At 53.8% G+C, this 19,279-nt stretch carries 16 protein-coding genes; 10 read left to right on the top strand and 6 right to left on the bottom strand.

The window, feature by feature from the left end; translation table 11 throughout:
• Positions 1 to 176: 176 nt before the first annotated feature.
• The 6 genes from JMJ16_RS36250 to uvrC all read right to left on the bottom strand — a co-directional run bounded on the left by JMJ16_RS36250 (position 177) and on the right by uvrC (position 5,916).
• Positions 177 to 491, bottom strand: coding sequence for a hypothetical protein (locus JMJ16_RS36250; protein WP_007908158.1), 315 nt, complete (start codon positions 489 to 491; stop codon positions 177 to 179).
• A 495-nt stretch (positions 492 to 986) separates the two neighbouring features.
• Positions 987 to 1,829 (bottom strand): sensor histidine kinase KdpD, encoded by an 843-nt coding sequence (locus JMJ16_RS36245; RefSeq protein ID WP_201389559.1) that lies wholly within the window; start codon positions 1,827 to 1,829, stop codon positions 987 to 989.
• Between the two features lie 136 nt (positions 1,830 to 1,965).
• The gene (locus tag JMJ16_RS36240; RefSeq protein WP_201389558.1) at positions 1,966 to 2,190 is read right to left on the bottom strand and encodes a hypothetical protein; all 225 of its coding nucleotides are present in this window, start codon (positions 2,188 to 2,190) and stop codon (positions 1,966 to 1,968) included.
• 350 nt (positions 2,191 to 2,540) lie between these two features.
• Positions 2,541 to 2,711, bottom strand: coding sequence for a hypothetical protein (locus JMJ16_RS36235; RefSeq protein WP_201389557.1), 171 nt, complete (start codon positions 2,709 to 2,711; stop codon positions 2,541 to 2,543).
• Between the two features lie 562 nt (positions 2,712 to 3,273).
• Complete coding sequence (locus JMJ16_RS36230; RefSeq protein WP_201389556.1) at positions 3,274 to 3,597, bottom strand: FmdB family zinc ribbon protein; 324 nt, start codon at positions 3,595 to 3,597, stop codon at positions 3,274 to 3,276.
• A 246-nt stretch (positions 3,598 to 3,843) separates the two neighbouring features.
• A complete protein-coding gene (gene uvrC / locus JMJ16_RS36225; protein WP_201389555.1) occupies positions 3,844 to 5,916 on the bottom strand; it encodes an excinuclease ABC subunit UvrC in 2,073 nt (690 codons plus the stop codon).
• Between the two features lie 301 nt (positions 5,917 to 6,217).
• On the opposite strand from uvrC, the gene JMJ16_RS36220 reads away from it, so the two are divergent.
• The 10 genes from JMJ16_RS36220 to JMJ16_RS36175 all read left to right on the top strand — a co-directional run bounded on the left by JMJ16_RS36220 (position 6,218) and on the right by JMJ16_RS36175 (position 19,276).
• Entirely contained in the window at positions 6,218 to 7,198 is a 981-nt protein-coding gene (locus JMJ16_RS36220) for an ABC transporter ATP-binding protein (protein WP_201389554.1), read from the top strand.
• Positions 7,199 to 7,251: 53 nt separating this feature from the next.
• Positions 7,252 to 8,163, top strand: a complete 912-nt coding sequence (locus JMJ16_RS36215; protein WP_201389553.1) for an ABC transporter permease — start codon at positions 7,252 to 7,254, stop codon at positions 8,161 to 8,163.
• Between the two features lie 210 nt (positions 8,164 to 8,373).
• Positions 8,374 to 10,413, top strand: coding sequence for a selenocysteine-specific translation elongation factor (gene selB, locus JMJ16_RS36210; RefSeq protein ID WP_201389552.1), 2,040 nt, complete (start codon positions 8,374 to 8,376; stop codon positions 10,411 to 10,413).
• 485 nt (positions 10,414 to 10,898) lie between these two features.
• A complete protein-coding gene (locus JMJ16_RS36205; RefSeq protein ID WP_201389551.1) occupies positions 10,899 to 12,830 on the top strand; it encodes a protein kinase in 1,932 nt (643 codons plus the stop codon).
• Positions 12,831 to 13,173: 343 nt separating this feature from the next.
• Positions 13,174 to 14,592: a glycosyltransferase family 4 protein gene (locus JMJ16_RS36200; protein ID WP_201389550.1), complete on the top strand. Its 1,419-nt coding sequence runs from the start codon at positions 13,174 to 13,176 to the stop codon at positions 14,590 to 14,592.
• A gap of 18 nt (positions 14,593 to 14,610) precedes the next feature.
• The gene (locus tag JMJ16_RS36195) at positions 14,611 to 16,038 is read left to right on the top strand and encodes a glycoside hydrolase family 57 protein (protein ID WP_201389549.1); all 1,428 of its coding nucleotides are present in this window, start codon (positions 14,611 to 14,613) and stop codon (positions 16,036 to 16,038) included.
• Between the two features lie 386 nt (positions 16,039 to 16,424).
• Positions 16,425 to 17,492 (top strand): lytic transglycosylase domain-containing protein, encoded by a 1,068-nt coding sequence (locus tag JMJ16_RS36190; RefSeq protein ID WP_201389548.1) that lies wholly within the window; start codon positions 16,425 to 16,427, stop codon positions 17,490 to 17,492.
• A gap of 229 nt (positions 17,493 to 17,721) precedes the next feature.
• The gene (locus JMJ16_RS36185) at positions 17,722 to 18,681 is read left to right on the top strand and encodes a Phenylacetic acid catabolic protein (RefSeq protein ID WP_201389547.1); all 960 of its coding nucleotides are present in this window, start codon (positions 17,722 to 17,724) and stop codon (positions 18,679 to 18,681) included.
• Complete coding sequence (locus tag JMJ16_RS36180; protein ID WP_201389545.1) at positions 18,678 to 19,031, top strand: metal-sulfur cluster assembly factor; 354 nt, start codon at positions 18,678 to 18,680, stop codon at positions 19,029 to 19,031. Before JMJ16_RS36185 ends, JMJ16_RS36180 begins: the two co-directional genes overlap by 4 nt.
• Positions 19,028 to 19,276, top strand: a complete 249-nt coding sequence (locus JMJ16_RS36175) for a hypothetical protein (protein WP_201389543.1) — start codon at positions 19,028 to 19,030, stop codon at positions 19,274 to 19,276. Before JMJ16_RS36180 ends, JMJ16_RS36175 begins: the two co-directional genes overlap by 4 nt.
• Positions 19,277 to 19,279: the final 3 nt, after the last annotated feature.

Raw genomic sequence — 19,279 nt, 5'->3', positions numbered from 1 at the left:
CATCTATATTGTATTTTGTTTTACAATGTGTCCTTATTTGTTAATATATAACATAAAAATGTATAAAAGCTAGTAAATAGGATAAAAGTATATAAAATAAGTGATATGCAAGAAGGAGTGCTGATTGGCAGCAAATGGCTGCCAATCAGCACTCCTTCTTGCATATCACTTATTTGTTAAGCATTTTCGATGGTCGGCCCGCTCGCGGGATTCTCGCTGGTGGGTTGTGCCTGTGGCTGCTCAGCGCTGGTGGCTGGCTGCTCTTCCGCGTAGTCGCCCTCCTGAGCAGGGCGCTTGAAGATGTAGTAGGCCGAGTTAGAGGTCAGAGGCTGGAGGCTGACCAACTCCCAGTTCTCCTTGCCCAGCTCGTTCATGTAGCGGCGGGCAAAGGCGCTCCGTCGCTCTTGATCGCCAATGAGGGTCTCCTGACCCTCGCATGAGATACGCCCGCGATAATCAATATACACGACCTTATACGCCCACTGGCTCATGATCCGCTCCTTTCGTTTATAAGCCCCGATACTTCTGATCCGAACACCATGAGCGCGCCTGTCCCCGAATGGGGGAAGCGCTAGACACGCCAGTGGTGCTGTGCCCCCGAATGGGGGTTGGGTTTCGGAATAAGATCTAATGGTCCCCACCAGGCCACACCAGCCATGCGCTACATCAGTAGGCATGTCAAGGTTTGACGACGCGCAACGCCGGGTTCCACAAACAGCGTTGCTCACCGTTGGTGTGGTTACTGGTGGGCTTCCCTCGCACAGTGGTAAGTATACTCTGCACATAGGTCGCTTCACACCGCTAATTTAGCGGGTTTTTCTGCCCGTGCAAACGAACAGGAGAGGAGCCTGTAGAAATAGACAGGGGATGGTGACCGCTGCTAACCCCCATTCGGGGGCAAGCGCACGCGTCTATATATACTATTACGAGGTATTCCGCGCCATTATATGTAAATGCGTACTTTTGCGTACTTTAGTAGCGTCACGCTATTGGGCGAAGAGGTTTTGTTGTATCGGCAGCTCGAAGGTGAAGGTCGTGCCGTTTTGACCGCCTGGGGTCGCTTCTTCTAGCCAGAGCTTCCCATCATGAGCCTCGATGATGGACTTGGTGATGTAGAGACCGAGCCCTGACCCCTGGCGAATTTCGCGTGTTGCTTCCAGTCGCCCAAAGGGGCGGAAGAGGTGCTGCATATCCTCTGTGCGGATACTGACGCCCTGGTTATGGACGCTGACCTTGACCTTTTCCGGTTGGTCGAAGGCAGGCTCTAAGAGTTGGATGCGCAGAGTGATGGTGCTCCGCTCATCGGAGTACTTAATCGCGTTGTCTAGCAGGTTGCCTATGGCCTGTTGGAGCCGCCCCCCATCCCAGCAGCCGTTTATCGCTTGAACAGGTGCGTCCACGACAAAAGAATGATAGGGCGCTACAGGGCGCAGCTGTTCAACAACCTCGCGGCCAAGCTCGACAACATCACAGGGTTTGCAAATAAGCGTAAACTGGTCAGAAGCCAATCTTGAGGCATCTAGCAGGTCGTTCACCAGGCGTGCCAGCTTCTGAGCCTGGCTGATAATAATACTGGTATTGCGCGAAAGGGATTTTTTGACAGGCTCCGCGACATTGTTTTTGGGAGCGAAGAGACCTCGGTTTAACATCTGCGCATAGTTGATGATGGGCGCAAGGGGGCTACGCAGTTCATGCGCGATCATGGCCGTGAACTGCTCCTTGCGCGTAATTTGCTCCTTGAGCAGGAGGTTTTCCGCTGTGAGCTGATCTATCTGTTGTTGTAACTCTTCAATGAGCCTATCTTGTGATTTCTCGTGTTGCACCTGCATACCCCGGGTCTCCTCGGATTCTGGCTTTTCTATCTCCTGGTATAGATTGTGTAATTTTAGTATACACCGAATAACGCCCGCACACGCGTTAATAAGACAAGCTCCTAGGAGTATTGGGTAGTATTGAGCGTGAGGGCTATACCTCCTTGCCGAGTGGAGGCAGGAGATTGAGATCCGCCAGTTCTTCGCGTGCCATCTCGCTAAATTTCGTGATATCAAGCGTTCGGTCAGCATGGGAAATTAAGTGGCGGATGCGCTCAGCGATGCTGCCACGCATGTAGTGATCACTACTCAAGAGTAGTTCACCTACCGCGATTTCGATCTGCTGGCGCTGTAATGCAGCTAACATTGACTCTTCCATGCCCTTCCCTCTTTCTAACAGTTGTTCTGTGATATTTCTTTTTCATATGCCACTTATGCCTATTTTACTACAAAATAGATATCTAAACCAATAAAAGCACAACAGCAATCAAACAATATTATATCTCTCCTATCGAGAAGCATTAAACGAGAGCACAAAAGAGTAAGAGAGCCCCTGGTAGTCACTACTATCAGGGGCTCTCTTCATTCTGTAAAGGCGAGCCGATCAGGTCCGTTCCACTTCGCTACACGGAGCTGGCTCGGGTCGCCTAATTTTCTCCTTTTTTAACGGAAGCAGCCACCTAAGCGACCGTAGTCGCCTCCGTAGAAGCCACAACCGTAGCCGCCTCGCTAGCGGTAATAATACGGGTGATAATATGGGTAGTAGTACGGGCGATAGTACGGGTAGTAGTACGGGCGATAGTACGGGTAGTAGTACGGGCGATAGTACGGGTAGTAGTACGGGCGATAGTACGGGTAGTAGTACGGGTATTGGGTAGCTGTTGCTGTCTTGCTTGGCATCGTCGTTGTAGTACTGGCGGCTGATGCTGATTGTGTTGAACCTATGAGTAGCAGCAGTGCAAACAGCCCACTGAACACGGTCAGCATAACTATCTTTGTAGAGAATTTCACTGAGTCCTCCTTTCTGTACAAAAGCATTAAATTCAAATTTAATGCTTTTGTACTAAGAAAAAACCACTGTTGAGATTCATATGCGCAAGCACTACAAAAACCTTTTACTTCGTATGTTTCTATTCATAGCACCAAGAACAAACTCAAGATACATAAATGTAAATGCAACAAACCCTATGTTGACCCATAAAGAATTATGTAAGAGAAAAAGACAAGAAAAATGGACATTTATCAACAGAAAAATATGCTGAAGCCGTTTGTAGACTGGAAAAGCATTTTCCCATAATACTACAAAATAGATGTTTGCCAAGCGGCTTATCCTACAGATCTTAATATTGGTAAAAGCTCTCAATCCCTCGCTGGCAGGGGGAGTGTATAAAAAAAGCACCTTGCGGTGCTTTGGGCCTGGAACTCAAGATGGAACGCGGAGAAAGGTCCGCGCCTGGCAGCATTAGGATGCTGCTGGAGTCGCGGCCTTGCTCTCGGTTGAGGGCGTTGATGTCGGGCTTTCGCTCTTACTCTCCACTTTACTGTCGCTTGTCGCGCTCTCGTTCTTGGCGCTCTCGCTACCCGTGGAGGCAGAGGCGGTGCCGTTGCCACCTTTATGGTCTGTTGAATAGAAACCAGAACCCTTGAAGATTACGCCCGACGCGTATAGCACGCGGCGAATGGCGCCACCACACTCAGGGCAGATTGTTAAAGGCTCATCAGTCATTTTTTGCCAGGTTTCAAAGCGATGATTACAGGCTCGGCAGAGATACTCGTACGTTGGCATATATCAATCACCTCTCACATATTTCGATTATTCCAAAGGCGCCTTTGCGCCCCACATCACATACCATTGTTCAGCATAGTAGCGCGAAATTGTGCAGCTGTCAATCGCAGATGATGATTGCTAGCACTCGTTATGCATAACACTCTGGAGCGCCATTTTATTTCTGTTATGTATTATGTCCTATCGGCAGGGGTGCGCATGTTTAGAGAATCAGCCAGGCTGACCAGCCCTTGTCTCCCATTGTCACTAGTCTGAATTGCCTAGTTGCTCAGAGGCGAGGCCTGTGATCGCTCCCATATTGCGTCCGATGAACTCTTTGACCTTTTCGGCGGAATCCCTGGTCATGCCATCGATGGCTGTCAGCTCGTCAAGGCTGGCTGTGCTGATGGCACGTACGGAGCCAAAGTGCTTCATGAGCGCCTGCTTGCGCTTGGGACCAATGCCGGGAATCTCGTCGAGCAGTGACTTAAAGGTGCGATTTGTGCGTAGCTTGCGGTGATAGGTGATACCGAAGCGGTGGGCTTCGTCGCGAATACGCTGTACGAGGTAGAGGCCCTGCGAGTTGCGCGGCAGGAGTATGGGTTCCAACGTCCCCGGAATATGTAGCTCTTCCTGCGTTGTGGAGCGGGTATGCGAGCCTTCCTCCTTGGCAACACCAACGATGGGAATATCCAGCTCTAGCTCCTGTAATACCTGGAGTGCGGCGTTGAGTTGGGGTTTGCCACCATCGATCAGGATCAGGTCAGGCATGGCCCAGTTATGTTGGAGGGCGTTTTGCTCACTCTCGCCCCCGGTCTCTTCCTCGCCGTTCGCCCGCTGGCTAACCCTATCCACGGCGGCCGCACTCTCACGCTCAAGCGTGGCCTCCTGGAGTGCTGCCGCCTTGCGGAAGCGCCTGCGCAGCACTTCTTGATGACTGGCTACGTCGTTGGCTCCTTCGACGGTCTTGATCTTGAAGCGACGGTATTCGCTGTTTTTTGGCTTGCCACCCTCGAAGACCGCCATCGCGCCGACTGAGTTAGAACCCTGGGTGTTGGAGATGTCGTAGCATTCGATACGCTGTGGGGCTGAGACGAGGTTGAGGGCCTCCTGCAACTCCTCCAAGGCCATCTGTGTCTTCTGGCTATCGGTGAGCCACTTGATGCGCTGCTGCTCCAGAACCTCCTTGGCGTTATTATGTACCATTTCGACCAGGCGCAACTTCTCGCCGCGTTTGGGTTCGTTGATGGTGACACTGGCGCTGCGTCCCGCGGCACTGGTTCCGCGTCGCTTCTCTTTGAGCCAGCTCTGCAGAACCTCGCGGTCATCAGGCTCGGCCTCGACGAGAATTTCGGCGGGGATATGGGGTGAGCTTTCATAGAATTGCTGGAGAAAGGAACTCATGATCTCACCAGGCGCGCTATCACGCGTTCCCTGGAGAATGAAGTATTCGCGTCCAATCAGCTTGCCGTTGCGGAAGAAGAAGACCTGGGCGCAGGTCTCGTCGTCACCGCTGGCAAGCGCGACAACATCCTGATCATCCTGTCCCTCGGTGTTGATAATCCGTTGTTTCTCCAGCACGCGCTCAACGGCTTTGATGCGGTCACGAATGCGCGCGGCCTCCTCAAAATTGAGGTTCTCCGCCGCCTCTTCCATGCGGCGCTGGAGGTCTTTGAGCACCTCGTCGTGTTTTCCTTCCAGGAAGAGGATGACCTGCTGGATAATCTTATCGTACTCCTCGCGGCTGGCGTAGCCAACGCAGGGGGCGATACAGCGATGAATATAGTACTGGGTGCAGGGACGGTTCAACAATTTTTGCTTCCAGCCAGCGGGTGGCTCGCCAGTACGTGGAGGCGCCCAGACGCTGGCGTCATAGCGACAGGTGCGGAAGGCGAATAATTTATTGAGCAGGTCCAGGGTCGCATCGACGGCCCCCGAGTTTGTATAGGGGCCAAAGTAGCGGTTGCCATCGCGTTGAAAGCTACGCACGCGGTATACGCGGGGAAAGTCCTCGTTGAGCGATACTTTGATGTAGGGGTAGCTCTTGTCGTCGCGCAGAAGCACATTATATTTGGGGCGATACTGTTTGATGTAGTTACTCTCCAGGACAAGCGCCTCGACCTCGTTGCGAACGACCAGGAACTCAATATCCTCGATCTTAGCGACCATGCTGCGGTTCTTGGGACTGTGGTCGGTCGATTCTTGAAAATATGAGCGTACGCGGTTATAGAGCGAGATGGCTTTGCCCACGTAGATAATCGTTCCCTCGCCATCCTTCATCAAGTAGATGCCCGGTTTGTGTGGTAGTGAGTTGAGTACCGACTGAATCTTTTCGTTCATATTTATTATCTCTTGCTCTCGACCAGCGCTACTGGCTACCCTGAAGGGCACAGGGTACGCGCATATTTTCAGAAGTGTGTGGATAGATACTTTGTTCGTGCCCTCAATTATACCCCTTTGCGCCAGTGCTGTCGACGCTCTGACAATTTGCGACAGGTTTGCGACAATTATGTGATGTCTCCGCGACATTGTTGAGATATGATTACCTACGTCCTACTAGTGAAGCTGAATACTCCTCCCGTTTGACGCGACTTTTAGCGGCGTGCAGATGGGCAATGGTAGCGAAAGGAATCTTCTATCTATGTCGCAAGTTGACATTGCGGGCCTCGCTCGCCAGGTCTCCGCTCACGCTGCTTCTGAGCGTGCTGGCGAGACTGTGTTACGCACACATAACCTGACCAAGCAGTATAAGCAGCGCGTGGTCGTGGATAACCTCAACCTGGATATTCGCCGGGGCGAGATTTATGGTTTCCTTGGCCCCAACGGTGCGGGCAAGACCACAACTATCCGTATGATTCTGGGCCTGATCAGGCCGACCTCTGGGAGCGTCGAGGTCATGGGACAGGATACACTGGCACATCGCAGCGAGGTGTTGCCCCGTGTTGGTGCCCTGATTGAGACGCCTGCGCTTTACCGCTATATGTCTGGGCGAGATAACCTGCTGGCCTTGAGTAAAGTCCTGGGTGGCGTGCCCGCAAAGCGTATTGACGAGGTTCTGGAGATTGTTGGCCTGACAGGTCGCCAGAAGGACAAGGTCCGCACCTATTCCCTGGGTATGCGCCAGCGTTTGGGGATCGCGGTCGCGCTCCTGCAAGATCCTGAACTGTTGTTGCTGGATGAACCCGCTAATGGCCTGGACCCGGCGGGTATTGTAGAGATGCGTGACTTCCTGCACCGCCTGACGTCTGAGGGCAAGACCATTCTCATGTCGAGCCACTTGCTAACCGAGGTGCAGCAGATCTGTGACCGCGTGGCAATCATTAACTTTGGCAAGCTCATTACCGAGACGACGGTGAAGGATTTGACGACAGGCAAGGGCGAGTTTACGGTGAAACTGGAACAGGCGGCGCAGGCCCTGGCTCTACTGAAAGAGCAGCCATGGGGCGCCAATGCGCGCCTGGATGCGCAGGGCGATATCGTAACCCTGGCGCCCAATAACCGAGGGCGTGACCTCAATGCCTTCCTGACCCAGGCTGGCTTTATGCCTGACGAGCTAAAAACGACTAAATATGATCTTGAAGAAACCTTCTTGCGCCTGACCGACGGTCATACTGGCATCTAAAACGATATTATCAACTATCCAGCTATATTCGATTGAGGAAAGAGAGTGAAGTCGTGAGCACAGTGGTTGCTAAGTCCCCTGCGTCATCTCTGGCGCAGTCTGCGCGGCCTAGTTTTCTGGGTCTGATCCAGGGCGAACTGATCAAATTATCACGCCAGTGGTTGACCTGGCTTATGGTTCTCTGCCTGGTCGCGGGAACAATCTTATTGCACTTTATTATTGCCAGTAATAGCAGCACTCATACGAACATTGCCACCAACTCGCCGCAGTTCTTCTATAGCGAAATGAATATGACCCTGTTTGTGCTGCGCGTCTTTGGCGGCATCTTCTTGATGATCCTGATGGGCCTCATGATCGGTATGGAGTATCAGAACGGAACCATACGTATTATCCTGGCGCGTGGTGTTGGGCGCGTACAACTCCTGCTGGCCAAGCTTACGGCCATGTTGATTGTCGGCATTGAGCTGTTTGTGGTTGGTGTATTGTTCAATGCCTTACTGATGCTAATAACGCTCTACTCCCAGGGCGGCAATATTAGCATCATCAATAAGATGCCGGCCGAGGTCTGGAATAATATTGGCATCTACCTGTATACGGTCGCGATTAGCTTCGCGGTGACCATCCTCATGGCTGCTACCGTAAGTGTGCTTGGGCGCTCGCTGGCTTTTGGGATGAGTGTGGCCCTGGCCTGGTTCGCGGTGGATAACATTGGGTCGCTCTTCCTGTACCTGGCGCATGGTTTTACCAAGCAGCAGTTCTTCCTGGATGTCACGGCGTACCTGCTGGGACCCATCTTGAATGTGATGCCCAAAGCTTTGCTCCCTAATACCCTGGACATCACAGTGACCTTCTCGCCCTTTGTCAAGGTGGATGGTCCACACACGCTCTGGGTTGCTCTGGCCTATGCCGTTGCCTTCCTCGTCATCTCCATTGGCGTGATCTGGAAACGCGACGTTCACGAATAAGTTTCTTTTAAAGAGAAAAGGGTGTATGCATAGGAAGTGGGCCTTGCCCACTTCCTATGCATACACCCTTTTCTTTTGCGCACCGCAGGCGCGAAGGCTCTTATGCAAATGTCTCGGAAAAGGTCTATAATATGGTGAGCAAGAATAGGAGACACTTTGGATTAGGAGGAAGGCCATAACAGTGTATGCTGCCTGCATGTTGGTGACGCGATGAGTTGTATTGGTACAGCTGGCCATGTCGACCATGGTAAATCGACCCTGGTTGAGGCCTTAACGGGCATTGATCCCGATAGGCTTGTGGAGGAGAAAGAGCGAGGTATGACCATTGACCTTGGTTTTGCCTGGCTCAAGCTTCCTCATGGGCGCGAGGTGAGTATTGTCGATGTGCCTGGTCACGAGGCCTTTATTAAAAATATGCTGGCGGGTGTAGGCGGGATTGACGCGGCGCTGCTGGTCGTTGCCGCCGATGAGGGTATCATGCCTCAGACGCGTGAGCACCTGGCGATCCTGGACCTCCTACGTGTGCGCCACGGCGTGGTCGCGATCACCAAGGCGGACCTGGTGGATGAGGAGTGGTTGGAACTAGTACGCGAGGAGGTCGCGCAACAGATACGCCCTACAACCCTATCAGGAGCCGCTATTCTCCCGGTGTCGGCCTACACTGGCCAGGGACTGCCTCAACTCCTGGCTGAACTTGAGCGCCTGCTTGATGAGGCCGAGGCGCGCCAGGATATTGCGCGTCCCCGCCTGCCCATCGACCGCGTATTTACCCTGACCGGTTTTGGCACGGTGGTGACGGGAACTCTGCTCGATGGGAGTTTGCGCCAGGGGCAGGAGGTCGAGGTGTTACCAGGAGGCCAGAAGAGTCGTGTCCGTAGCATGCAGATGCACAAACAGAGTCGCGATGTGGTGTATCCCGGTAGCAGGGTCGCGATCAATCTGCCAGGCATTGCACGTACGGAGCTTAAGCGTGGAGATGTGGTCGTCTTGCCGGGCCAGTTACGTCCGACGCTGCTGCTGGACGCGCGTATCTCGCTTCTTGCTGATGCCGAGCGTTCGCTAACTCATAATACCCAGGTGGAGTTCTACTGCGGCTCACAGGAGATTCCTGCGCGTGTGCGTCTCCTCGATACAGATGAGTTGCAGCCGGGCGAGAGCTGTTGGGCGCAATTGCGTCTGAACCGTCCGGCGGTAACGGCTCGTCGTGACGCTTTTATCCTGCGTATTCCCTCGCCCAGCCTGACGATTGGAGGTGGCGAGGTTGTAGATGTGCATCCGCGCTATCATCGTCGCTTCCAACAGCCCGTGCTGGCAGCTCTAGAGCAACTTCAGCAGGGAACGCCAGAGGAACTGGTGCTGGCAGCTCTGGATAGGCGGGCCATTGCCGCGCGCGCTGGGAGCACAAAAGCAGGTGAGGTAAGTCGTCTGGCGGCCAGGACGTTGATCGGGCTGCAGGGATATGAGCTGGCGGAGGTTGCACGTTTAGCGAATCTTGCCGAAGATGTGACATGGCAGGCGCTCAAGTCGTTGTTAATAGAAGAGCGAGTTCGCTATATAGGAACGAAGGGTGTGGCTGGGGATAAGGATGAAGGCACTCGAGGACTCTGGTTCGCGCGTTCCATCTGGAATATCCTGATCGAGGAGAGTAGTCGCCTACTTGCCAACTATCACCGCCAATATCCATTGCGCAATGGGTTGGCCAAAGAGGAGTGGCGTACACGCTTGAATCTTTCAGCCAGGCAGGTAAACGACATCTTTATGGCCCTACTTGAGGAGGGTGTTCTGGAATTGGCTGATCAGGAGACGAGCGCGTCGCGTCCTATGAGCTTGCTACACCTGCCTGACTTCAAGCCAAGATTTACAGATGCGCAACAGCGGCAGGTTGAGGTTTTGGAGCGGGCTTTTCGCAAGCAACCGTTTGCGCCACCAGTGCTGGGAGAGGCTGAGAAACTGGCGGACCCCGAGGTGGTGGCGGCGCTGATTGAGCAGGGACGCCTGGTCAAAGTGAGCGAGAGCGTGCTCTTCCTGCATGAGACCTATGACGAGGCCATCTCTAGATTAGTGCGCTATATGAGCACGCATGAAACGATAACTGCAGCGGAGGCGCGTGATGTGCTGGACACCAGTCGTAAATATATCGTGCCCTTGCTTGAGCACCTGGATATACTACGCATAACGCGTCGTGCTGGCGATGTGCGTATGCTGGCCCCTGGTAGTAATGCCAGGCTACCTGTGCTGGGAACCGAATAAGCCTCTACAGACTTTTAGAGCTAGATGAGATAGCTTGAAAAAGCTTGTAGTGGAACACTATTTCCTAGTTTTGTGGAGAGTGTTCCATTCTGTCGCAGAATAGGTTACAATAAGTTGCACGATGTATACATGTACTGGCTGAGCCTGAAATCCCCGAGGCGTACGCCCGGAGAGTCTGGAATACCAGGGTTGAGCCGTTGATCTGCGCCTTCGGGTCCAAAGGTGTCTCTTCTTTTCGTCTTTTTTGCATGTCTTCTGATCCGAAATCCCTGAGCGCGAAGCGCTAGTCACGCCAGTGACGTTGGGTTTCGGAATAAGAGTTCGCAGTTGTTGCGAGCGTTGCAACATGTAAAAATTAGCTCTTTATATGACGGGCTTCTTTATCCCAAGCAGCACCTGGGGATATCCGTGGTGCCGCCTTCTGACTTCTGTGTTGCCCCGGTATGGTTGGCGACACAACTATTGCCTGTACAGTGCGGAGAACTATGCAAATCGAAGTTTTGGGTGAGCGATACCGACTACAAGAGGCCATAGGCCGTGGCGGCATGGCCACGATCTATCGTGGACGCGATTTGCACATGGAACGCGATGTCGCTATTAAAGTGCTGCGCGAGGTCTATAGCACCGATCCAAAGTTTGTCACTCGCTTCCAGCGCGAAGCAAAGGCCGCTTCGTCCCTTCAGCATCCTAATATCGTACAGGTCTACGATTATGGCCAGAGCGATGGCAATTATTTCATCGTGATGGAACTGATCGAAGGAACCGATCTGCGCCGCTACCTGCGTTCACGTGGTGTGCTGGCCGTGGACCGGGCGATCATTATCGCGCACGATGTCGCTCTGGGCCTGGGTGCCGCTCACCGTCGCCAAATTGTCCATAGAGATGTCAAACCTCAGAATGTGCTTGTGGGACGTGATGGCTCTATCAAGCTTACCGATTTTGGCATCGCTAGTGTATACAAGGATATCAACGCCGAGCGCCTGACAACGACTGGTATGACGCTGGGAACCGTACAATACTATGCGCCCGAACAGGCGCAGGGCGAGATCGTGAGTCCTGCCGCTGACGTCTACGCCCTGGGCATCGTCATGTACGAGATGTTGACGGGGCGGACGCCCTTTGATGGCGATACCCCTGTCGCGGTAGCCATGCAGCATATTCAAGATACTCCCGCGCCCCCCAGTCATTTCAATCCTAATATCCCTCCAGCTCTGGAGGACGTGATCCTGCGCTGCCTGGAGAAGATTCCTGAGATGCGGTATCGGGATGGAAGCTCACTGGCGCGTGCGCTTGAAACACTGGGCCAGGAGGAGATTGGCCTCGCGCACGGTGTGACGCCAGGCAGTGTGTCAACGCCTCCCGCTGGCTCCAGTGGGTATGGTGCCGCTGTCTCGTCTCCTCGCTTAGGTGTCTCCTCGCCTTATGGACAGATAAGCTCGCCCAATCAGGGGGTGGTCGCGCCTGCCCAGGGCTATCCGGGCGATCAAATGCTTATTCCAGGACCCGCCACCGGTGATCCGATGATGGTCGCCGAGCAGGGGACCGTGCCGTATACCGCGACCACCGGGACTGGGACAACACGCCCATTCCAGCGTGACGATTTAGCATATCCGTATCCTGGGCGTCCCCAGAATAACTCTCGTGCTGCTGGTTTTGTGACGGCGCTTATTGTGCTCGCCGCTTTGCTATTATTAGGTTTTAGTTTTTTCCTGGCAGCCGAACTGGGAGTTGTGCGTATTCCTGGCTTGACGCCTGCGGCAACCTCGACGCCTGGCCCGAACATGGTGACGGTTCCCACCTTTACTAATCTGACCTTTGATGAGGCGCAACAACTCGCGCAGCAGAATCACCTTCAGGTCAAGATTATCAAGGGTCCCCAGGATGGCGTGGTACTGCACCAGTCATCCCAACCTGGCAATAAGATTGCCCCCAATACGGTGATTGGGCTGGAGATGCAGAAGAAGTCGACTACCCATACTGTGCCATCTGGCCTGCTCAACAAGCCGCTTGACGTAGTGAAAAAGCGTTTAGAGGAAGCAGGCATCACGGATGAGCAGATTGCGCCTCGTGATGCGGGTCCGGACGCTACACTCCCTCCAAATACAGTGATTCGTGTTGATCCACCTGAAGGACAGACAGTTACCGATGGCGGTACGGTAAATGTCTACGTTGCGAATCTTGGCGTTAATCCAACGCCCTCGCCAGCTGCGACGGCGACACAGCAGCCGACGCCGACACCAACGCCGACAAAGGCACCGACACCGACACCGACGCCAACACCGCCGACGCCGACACCCACCTCACCACCGGCTGCGACGCCAACACCAAAGACGACAATTGGCACGCCAGGCACTGGTTCGCCAATGAACTCGATGGAATCGCCGCCGCAACTGCGCTCTCAATCCTCTCGGCCCTAACCGGGTCTGAATGGTTCACAGAGGGGCATGTAGATCTAAGCGATATGGAAGCAACATCCTGCCGCTTCCATATCGCTTTTTTGCATTATCTGCCACAGAAATTGAATTTTATGGAAATAGATAGAGGAGGCTTGAAGTTGAGGTGAGAAGCCGATGAAAACTCTACCTTCCTACGCCTTGCATAGGACATTTCGCGTTGCCTGTGCTATAGCCTGCCATGCGTGTGTGATATACTGGAAATATAGTCGCGAAAGAATGAATCTCTGTTCTGCGGCCTTGTTTTGACACGGAACAATCACCTCTTCCTCGTGCTTGTTATTCTAAACCAGAGGATTTTCTGCTTATGATGAAACTTGATGGAGCCATATCGCCAGAGAATACACTTTTTGTATTGCTGTGCTTTGAGGGACCAGATATCTACTCGACGGCTGGCGGCCTGGGAACACGCATCGCTGAGCTCAGTGAAGCATTGGCAACGCAGGGGTATACGACCCACCTTATCTATATTGGCGATGCTCAGAAGCCCAGTGTTGAGCACCGTATTGAGGGGCGTTTGATTCTCAAGCGCTGGTCTCAGTGGGTAAGCCAGTATTATCCCAACGGTGTCTATGATGGTGAGGAACAGAAGCTCTATGACTACAACGAGAGCGTTCCCTATCATATCTATAGTGAAATTGTGCGCCCCGCCGCCGCCGAAGGCAAAATGGTCGTAATTATGGGTGAGGACTGGCATACTGCTGAAGCGATGATGCGTACCTCCGACCTGTTGCACTGGTTTGGCCTGCGCCAGCGAACCCTCATGCTGTGGAACCTCAATAGCCTGATGTCGCTGCATCGTATCGACTGGGGACGCCTCAATTTTGTGACGACGCTGTGTACAGTTAGTAAGTATATGAAGCATAAAATGTGGAACTACAGCGTCAATCCTTTGGTGATCCCCAACGGTATTCCAGCACGCTATTTGCAGCCAGTGGACCAGGACGCTGTGACGCGCCTGCGCGCCGTGGCCCGTCAAAATGACCCACGTCGTTTCTTCCTCTTCAAAATTGGTCGCTTCGATCCCGACAAACGCTGGATGATGGCTATCGAGGCTGCGGCCCGCTTAAAAGAGAGTGGTCATCCGGTAACGCTTTTTGTGCGCGGTGGTATCGAACCTCATGGTGCGGATGTGCTACGTCATGCCTATCATCGTGGCCTGGTCATTCGCGATATCGAAGCCAAGCGTCCCAACTTGCAGCAGTGTATCGACCTGATTGAGCAGGCGGGTCCCGCCGATGTCTACAATCTGCGCTTCTTCCTTCCCGAAGAGTTTGTGCGTGTGGCGTACGCCGCCGCCGATGCAACGCTTGCTAATAGCGGACACGAGCCATTCGGCCTGGTGGCCCTGGAGGTCATGGCTGCGCAGGGTATCGCTGTGACTGGCTCTACCGGTGAGGATTACGCTATCTCCTTCGAGAATGCGATTGTGACTGAGACCGAGGACCCCGATGAGATCGTCGGTTATCTCCTCTACATGCAGCGCCATCCCGAGGAGCAGGAGCGCATTCGCCAGGGAGGCTATCGCACCTCCTCGCAGTTTGTCTGGGATCGTGTCATTGCCAATCTGGTGAGCAAGCTTGAGTTCCTGGCTCGCAAACAGAATGTGCCGCTGCTGCCAATACAGGCAAATGCAGCTTTACATGCCCCAAGTGCGCCCCAGATTAGTAACACAAAGCCAGCTTCGCAGGCGGAGGAAAAGGTCGCGGAGAAGCATGGCGTCTAGTTTTGAGAGGACGGTTTTATGGTCGCGGATGTCGCGCTCTATACCGTAGTCCATCAACCTCGTCGTTTAAAACTACCCGCGCAACCTATACCGCGCGGGGCCTCCTTTGAGGATATCGCTCGTTGCCTCTTCGACGAGGCGTTAAATGAGCGCTATTTTCGACAGGTTGCTCAGAACTGTTATTATCCAGCTACAAGGGTGTTCCTGGACCTGGTTCGTCATGGCCTGCGTTTGTCTATTGGCTTCTCTCTCTCGTTCCTCCAACAAGCTCAGACGTGGGAGCCATCCTTGCTGGATCTCTTCCGCGAACTGGTGGCGGAAGAGCGTGTTGAATTATTGGGAGTTGAACCCTACCATAGCCTGCTTTTCCTCTTCGATCTGCCTGCCTTTGAGGCCAGTATGCGCAAGATGGCTGAGGGCCTTCATACAATTTTTGGCAAGCGTCCACGCATTGTGGATAGCACTGAACTGGCTATGTCGGCCCCGCTATACAATGCTCTGGATGCCGCTGGTTTTCAAGGCGCGCTGATGGATGGGCAGGCACATATCCTGGGCTGGCGTGATTGTACCTACCTCTATCGTTATGGCGACGAGGGAGCCTATGCACGCCCGATTGCCGCCAGGCGTCTGAGAGCGAGAGAGGAGCGTTCATCACATGCTCCGCTCCTGTTTGCCCGCCATCGCCAGTTGAGTGATGATATCGGCGTACGCTTCAGTGATATATGCTGGTCCGATTTCCCCCTCTATGCCACCACATATGCCTCATGGTTAGCTCAGACCCCTGGTGAGCAGCTAGTGCTGGGCTGGGACTTTGAGACATTTGGTGAGCGCCATAGTCGCGGAAGCGGTATCTTCGACTTTTTGCGTGCCCTGCCAGGCGAGCTAGAGCACGTTGGGATACAGACGCGTACGCTAAGTGAGTTGGGCGAGCGTCACCTGGTGGGGGCACATTATCTACCACTTCCAGTCACGCCAGCGCTACAAGGTGGCTCGCTCGATCCCGAAGGTGGCTCAGAGTATGTAGCAACCTCCGCGCAGCGGCGCCTGCTCCTGTTGATGAGCGCGGTCCATAATATGGCTCGCCTGACCGAGCAGCCTGCACTAGTCGATATCGCTCACTGGTTGAGCCAGGTGGATCACCTACGTTATGCCGATGTCAGCGCCCAGATCGCGCCGTTTCTTCCTCGTGAATGGCGGCACCTGGAAGTCCCTGAGCTAATCTATGAGCAACAGCAGGTATACCTGAACACACTACACGCGATGGAACCCTATCTTCCAGCCCGTGCGGCCCGTCGTGTGAAACCTCGTGCGCGTCCCTTAAAGAGGCAACACGCTCCTGTTGACGCTGATGTGCTCCAGGAGGAGGCTTCATTTGCGACGCCTAAACCTCGCTCCAGGAGGCGCCAGCGCGAGCTGGCTGCTCCTACCCCGACCCCAAAGAGCTAACAAAGAAGCCCGGTAGGTAAACTCCTGCCGGGCTTCTTTTTGTTTAACCTCATATGCAAGGTGCTTTTTTAGATGTCTGCCCTAAAAAGGAGGTGTGGAGGATGTTGGGAGCCGCAGGCTCCCAACATCCTCCACACCTCCTTTTTAGCGAGTGCCGCAGGCGCGAGAAGTCATTCACGAATGCGCATATGATATTAGGTGTTGCCCAAAAGTAAGTATAAAGATACATCTGCTTTAAGTATGTTCTTATACATAAGCTATGGTTAAAAATTGCTGTGCTTTACCATATTACTTTTCACCCAGTTGACGGCGGAAAATTGACGAGCGCATCCACATCGTTTAGACTCATTCCCAGTAGGTAGTTTATTGTAGTAATGAGGTAGGTTATGTCGCAATTTCGCTCTCTCCCGTCGTTTAGCCGTGTGGAAGGGACTTCTACGGATGAAGTGACGACTGAGCGCCCTATTCACACCAATGCTCTCTTCCCTCCCATTACGTCCGCTGCCGCAGGCGATGGTGTCAATACGCAATCGGTTTCTGCGCCCAACACTACTACTCTTCCACCCCAGTACACGGGATCGCTCGCCCCCGCATTTCAGCCAGGCACTACGACAACGGGTCTGATCCAGCCTGCTTCGACGCGTGTGCTCTACGATGTCGCAACGACGCAGGCCCTTGTTACCTCTGCCCTTCAGTCTGCACCCGAGCGGCAGACCGCCGCCGCAAAATATCTTGTAATCCCTGGTAAGAAGCCGAAAGCTTCGCGCCGGACGACCACGCTTCTGCCCGAGTCAGAACGTCACACGGAAGACCTGAAGCCTGTAAGGAAGATTAACTCACAGCTCCGCTATGCAATTGTTCTAGGGGCGTTGTGCGGTGTGGTCCTGACCTCTTTGCTCTCCTTGACTCCTTTAGGTGGAGGGCAGACCAGTAATCCATTGACGGATCTTATGAACTTGGCTCAGTCACCAATTAATAGTTGGAACGTTTCTCCTCACCAGGAGGATAAAGCTGCCAATCCTTCTCAGGCGGGCTCTGTTCCAGCAGGCGTTCCATCACAGCTCTCGACTAATCAGTATGTACAGATCGCACGTGAGGCTGCGGCGAAGTATGGGATTAACCCTGACTATTTTGTGCGCCAGATCTATTCCGAGAGCAGTTTTAATCCTAATGCAGTCTCGCCAGCGGGCGCGGTCGGTATCGCGCAGTTTCTTCCTTCTACCGCAGCGGGCCTGGGCTTCAATCCCTGGGACCCAGTGCAGGCGCTCTATGGAGCCGCCAAATATATGGCGCAGCTACGTGACCAGTGGGGCGGCGACTATGCCAAGGCCCTGGCCTCCTATAATGCTGGCTCTGGTACCGTGCAGAACGCTGTCAATCAGGGCGGGGCGAACTGGATGAATTATTTACCCGCCGAGACACGCAACTACTTGACCAAGATCATGGGCATTTAAAAAGGTCTGGTGCTGGCTGTGTGTTGTGGGCATCGCCCACAACACACAGCCAGCACCAGACCTTTTTTTGCTCTCCTTGACTTTTTCCTGTGCTACAACATACAATGGATATGTCCATATGGAGATATAGTGGTGTGGTATGCTGGGGTAAGAAGATGGATGGTATGCTCTACCCATCTTCAAGGGCGGTTCCTGCTTGTTCAATGTAGACGAGAAGGAGTGACGAGTCATGACCACCGCGATCCCAACGCTCCAGAGCGAGGAGGCTCTGCTGCAACGTATTCGCAAGCAACAGTTAATTGAATCGGTTGAGCATATGAGTCCGCTGTATCTTGAAGGGATCAAGCGTATCTTGACGGTCTCCGCCGATACTGAACTCATCAGCTCACCTGCCTACTATAATGCCGCTATTCACGCGCCCTCCCTCAATGCCTTCGGCTCGGCGATCTCGATTATCCAGGACGAACTGGGCCATGCGCATATTGCCTACCGTCTTCTACGCGACCTAGGGGTCAACACCGAAGAGCTGATCTTTGAGCGCGAGCCCGCCAAGTTTAAGTATCCTTACGCCTTTGATGTGCCGCTGGAGAGCTGGGTCGAACTGATCGTCGCGAATGCCTTCTATGATCGCGCGGGCTATACTCTCCTCAGCGATGTTTATCAAAGCACGACCTTTGGTCCCTGGAAGCGTGCCCTGCTCAAGGTTGATAAAGAGGAAACCTTCCACCTGCGGCATGGCGAGCAGTGGATGCGTCGCCTCAATAAAGATCGCGCAGGTCACGAGTCGCTGCAAAACGCGGTCAATTGGATGTTTCTATTGACGGTTGAGTGGTTTGGTCTCCCCGATACGCTGAAAAAGCATACCGAGCAGCTGGAGTATGGCTTTAAGGGGCATAGCAACGACGAGCTGCGTCAGATCTGGATGTCGACCGCGGTTCCCCTCTGCGAGGAGCTTCAGCTTCAGGTGCCGGCTCACTACGATACTGAGCAACAAAAGTATGTGATTGATTGTGCTTTTCCCGCCCATTTTGACGCCACGCGGAAGCGCTGGCTGCTAGAGGAGAGTCCCTGTACATGGAACGATGTACTGGTGCGCTGGAAGGCCAGAGGACCCAGCAACGAGCGTTTTGTGGCGATGATCCAGCGGGGGAAGAAAGCCATGCTGCGCCAACTGGAGCAAGATGTATGACCACGATATATCCCTCGCTCCAGGATCTTCCGCACGATCATCCAAGCTGCCCCGCGCTCTGGGACGCGCTACGTGACGTGATGGACCCGGAGCTACCCATCAGCGTCGTGGATATGGGCCTGATTGTTGCTATTGAGCGGCACGACTCGCATGTGGCCGTACAACTAACCTTCACGGCTATGGGCTGTCCCGCGACCGACTTTATCCTTGAGGATGTGCGCGAGCGTCTGTTACGCGAGCCAGGGATTGAGCAGGTGGAGATCGAGGTGGTCTGGGATCCGGCCTGGACGAAGGCCCGCTTGAGCGAGGAGGGAATCGATATTATGCGCACCTGGGGAGTCTCCGCATGAATATGTCAATAGAGAGCAGACAAGCGGAAGAGGGGCATGCGCGCCGCGAGGCGCTCAATGATACACGGGTCTGGTGCGTCTATGCCCGCCGCAAGTATGAAGAGCCGCTGCACGAGATCGGCAATGTCATGGCCGATGATGTCGAGCTGGCGCGTGTGTATGCCCGTAGTATTTACGACGAGTTCGCCTGGGTTGAGATGGTGCTTATCCCGCGTGATTGTATTGTAACCGTTATCGCTTCGTAATGC

This window comes from Ktedonobacter sp. SOSP1-52, from assembly GCF_016587395.1.
The sequence above is the reverse complement of the archived record's forward strand: the minus strand, read 5'-3'. Positions and strand labels throughout refer to the sequence as shown.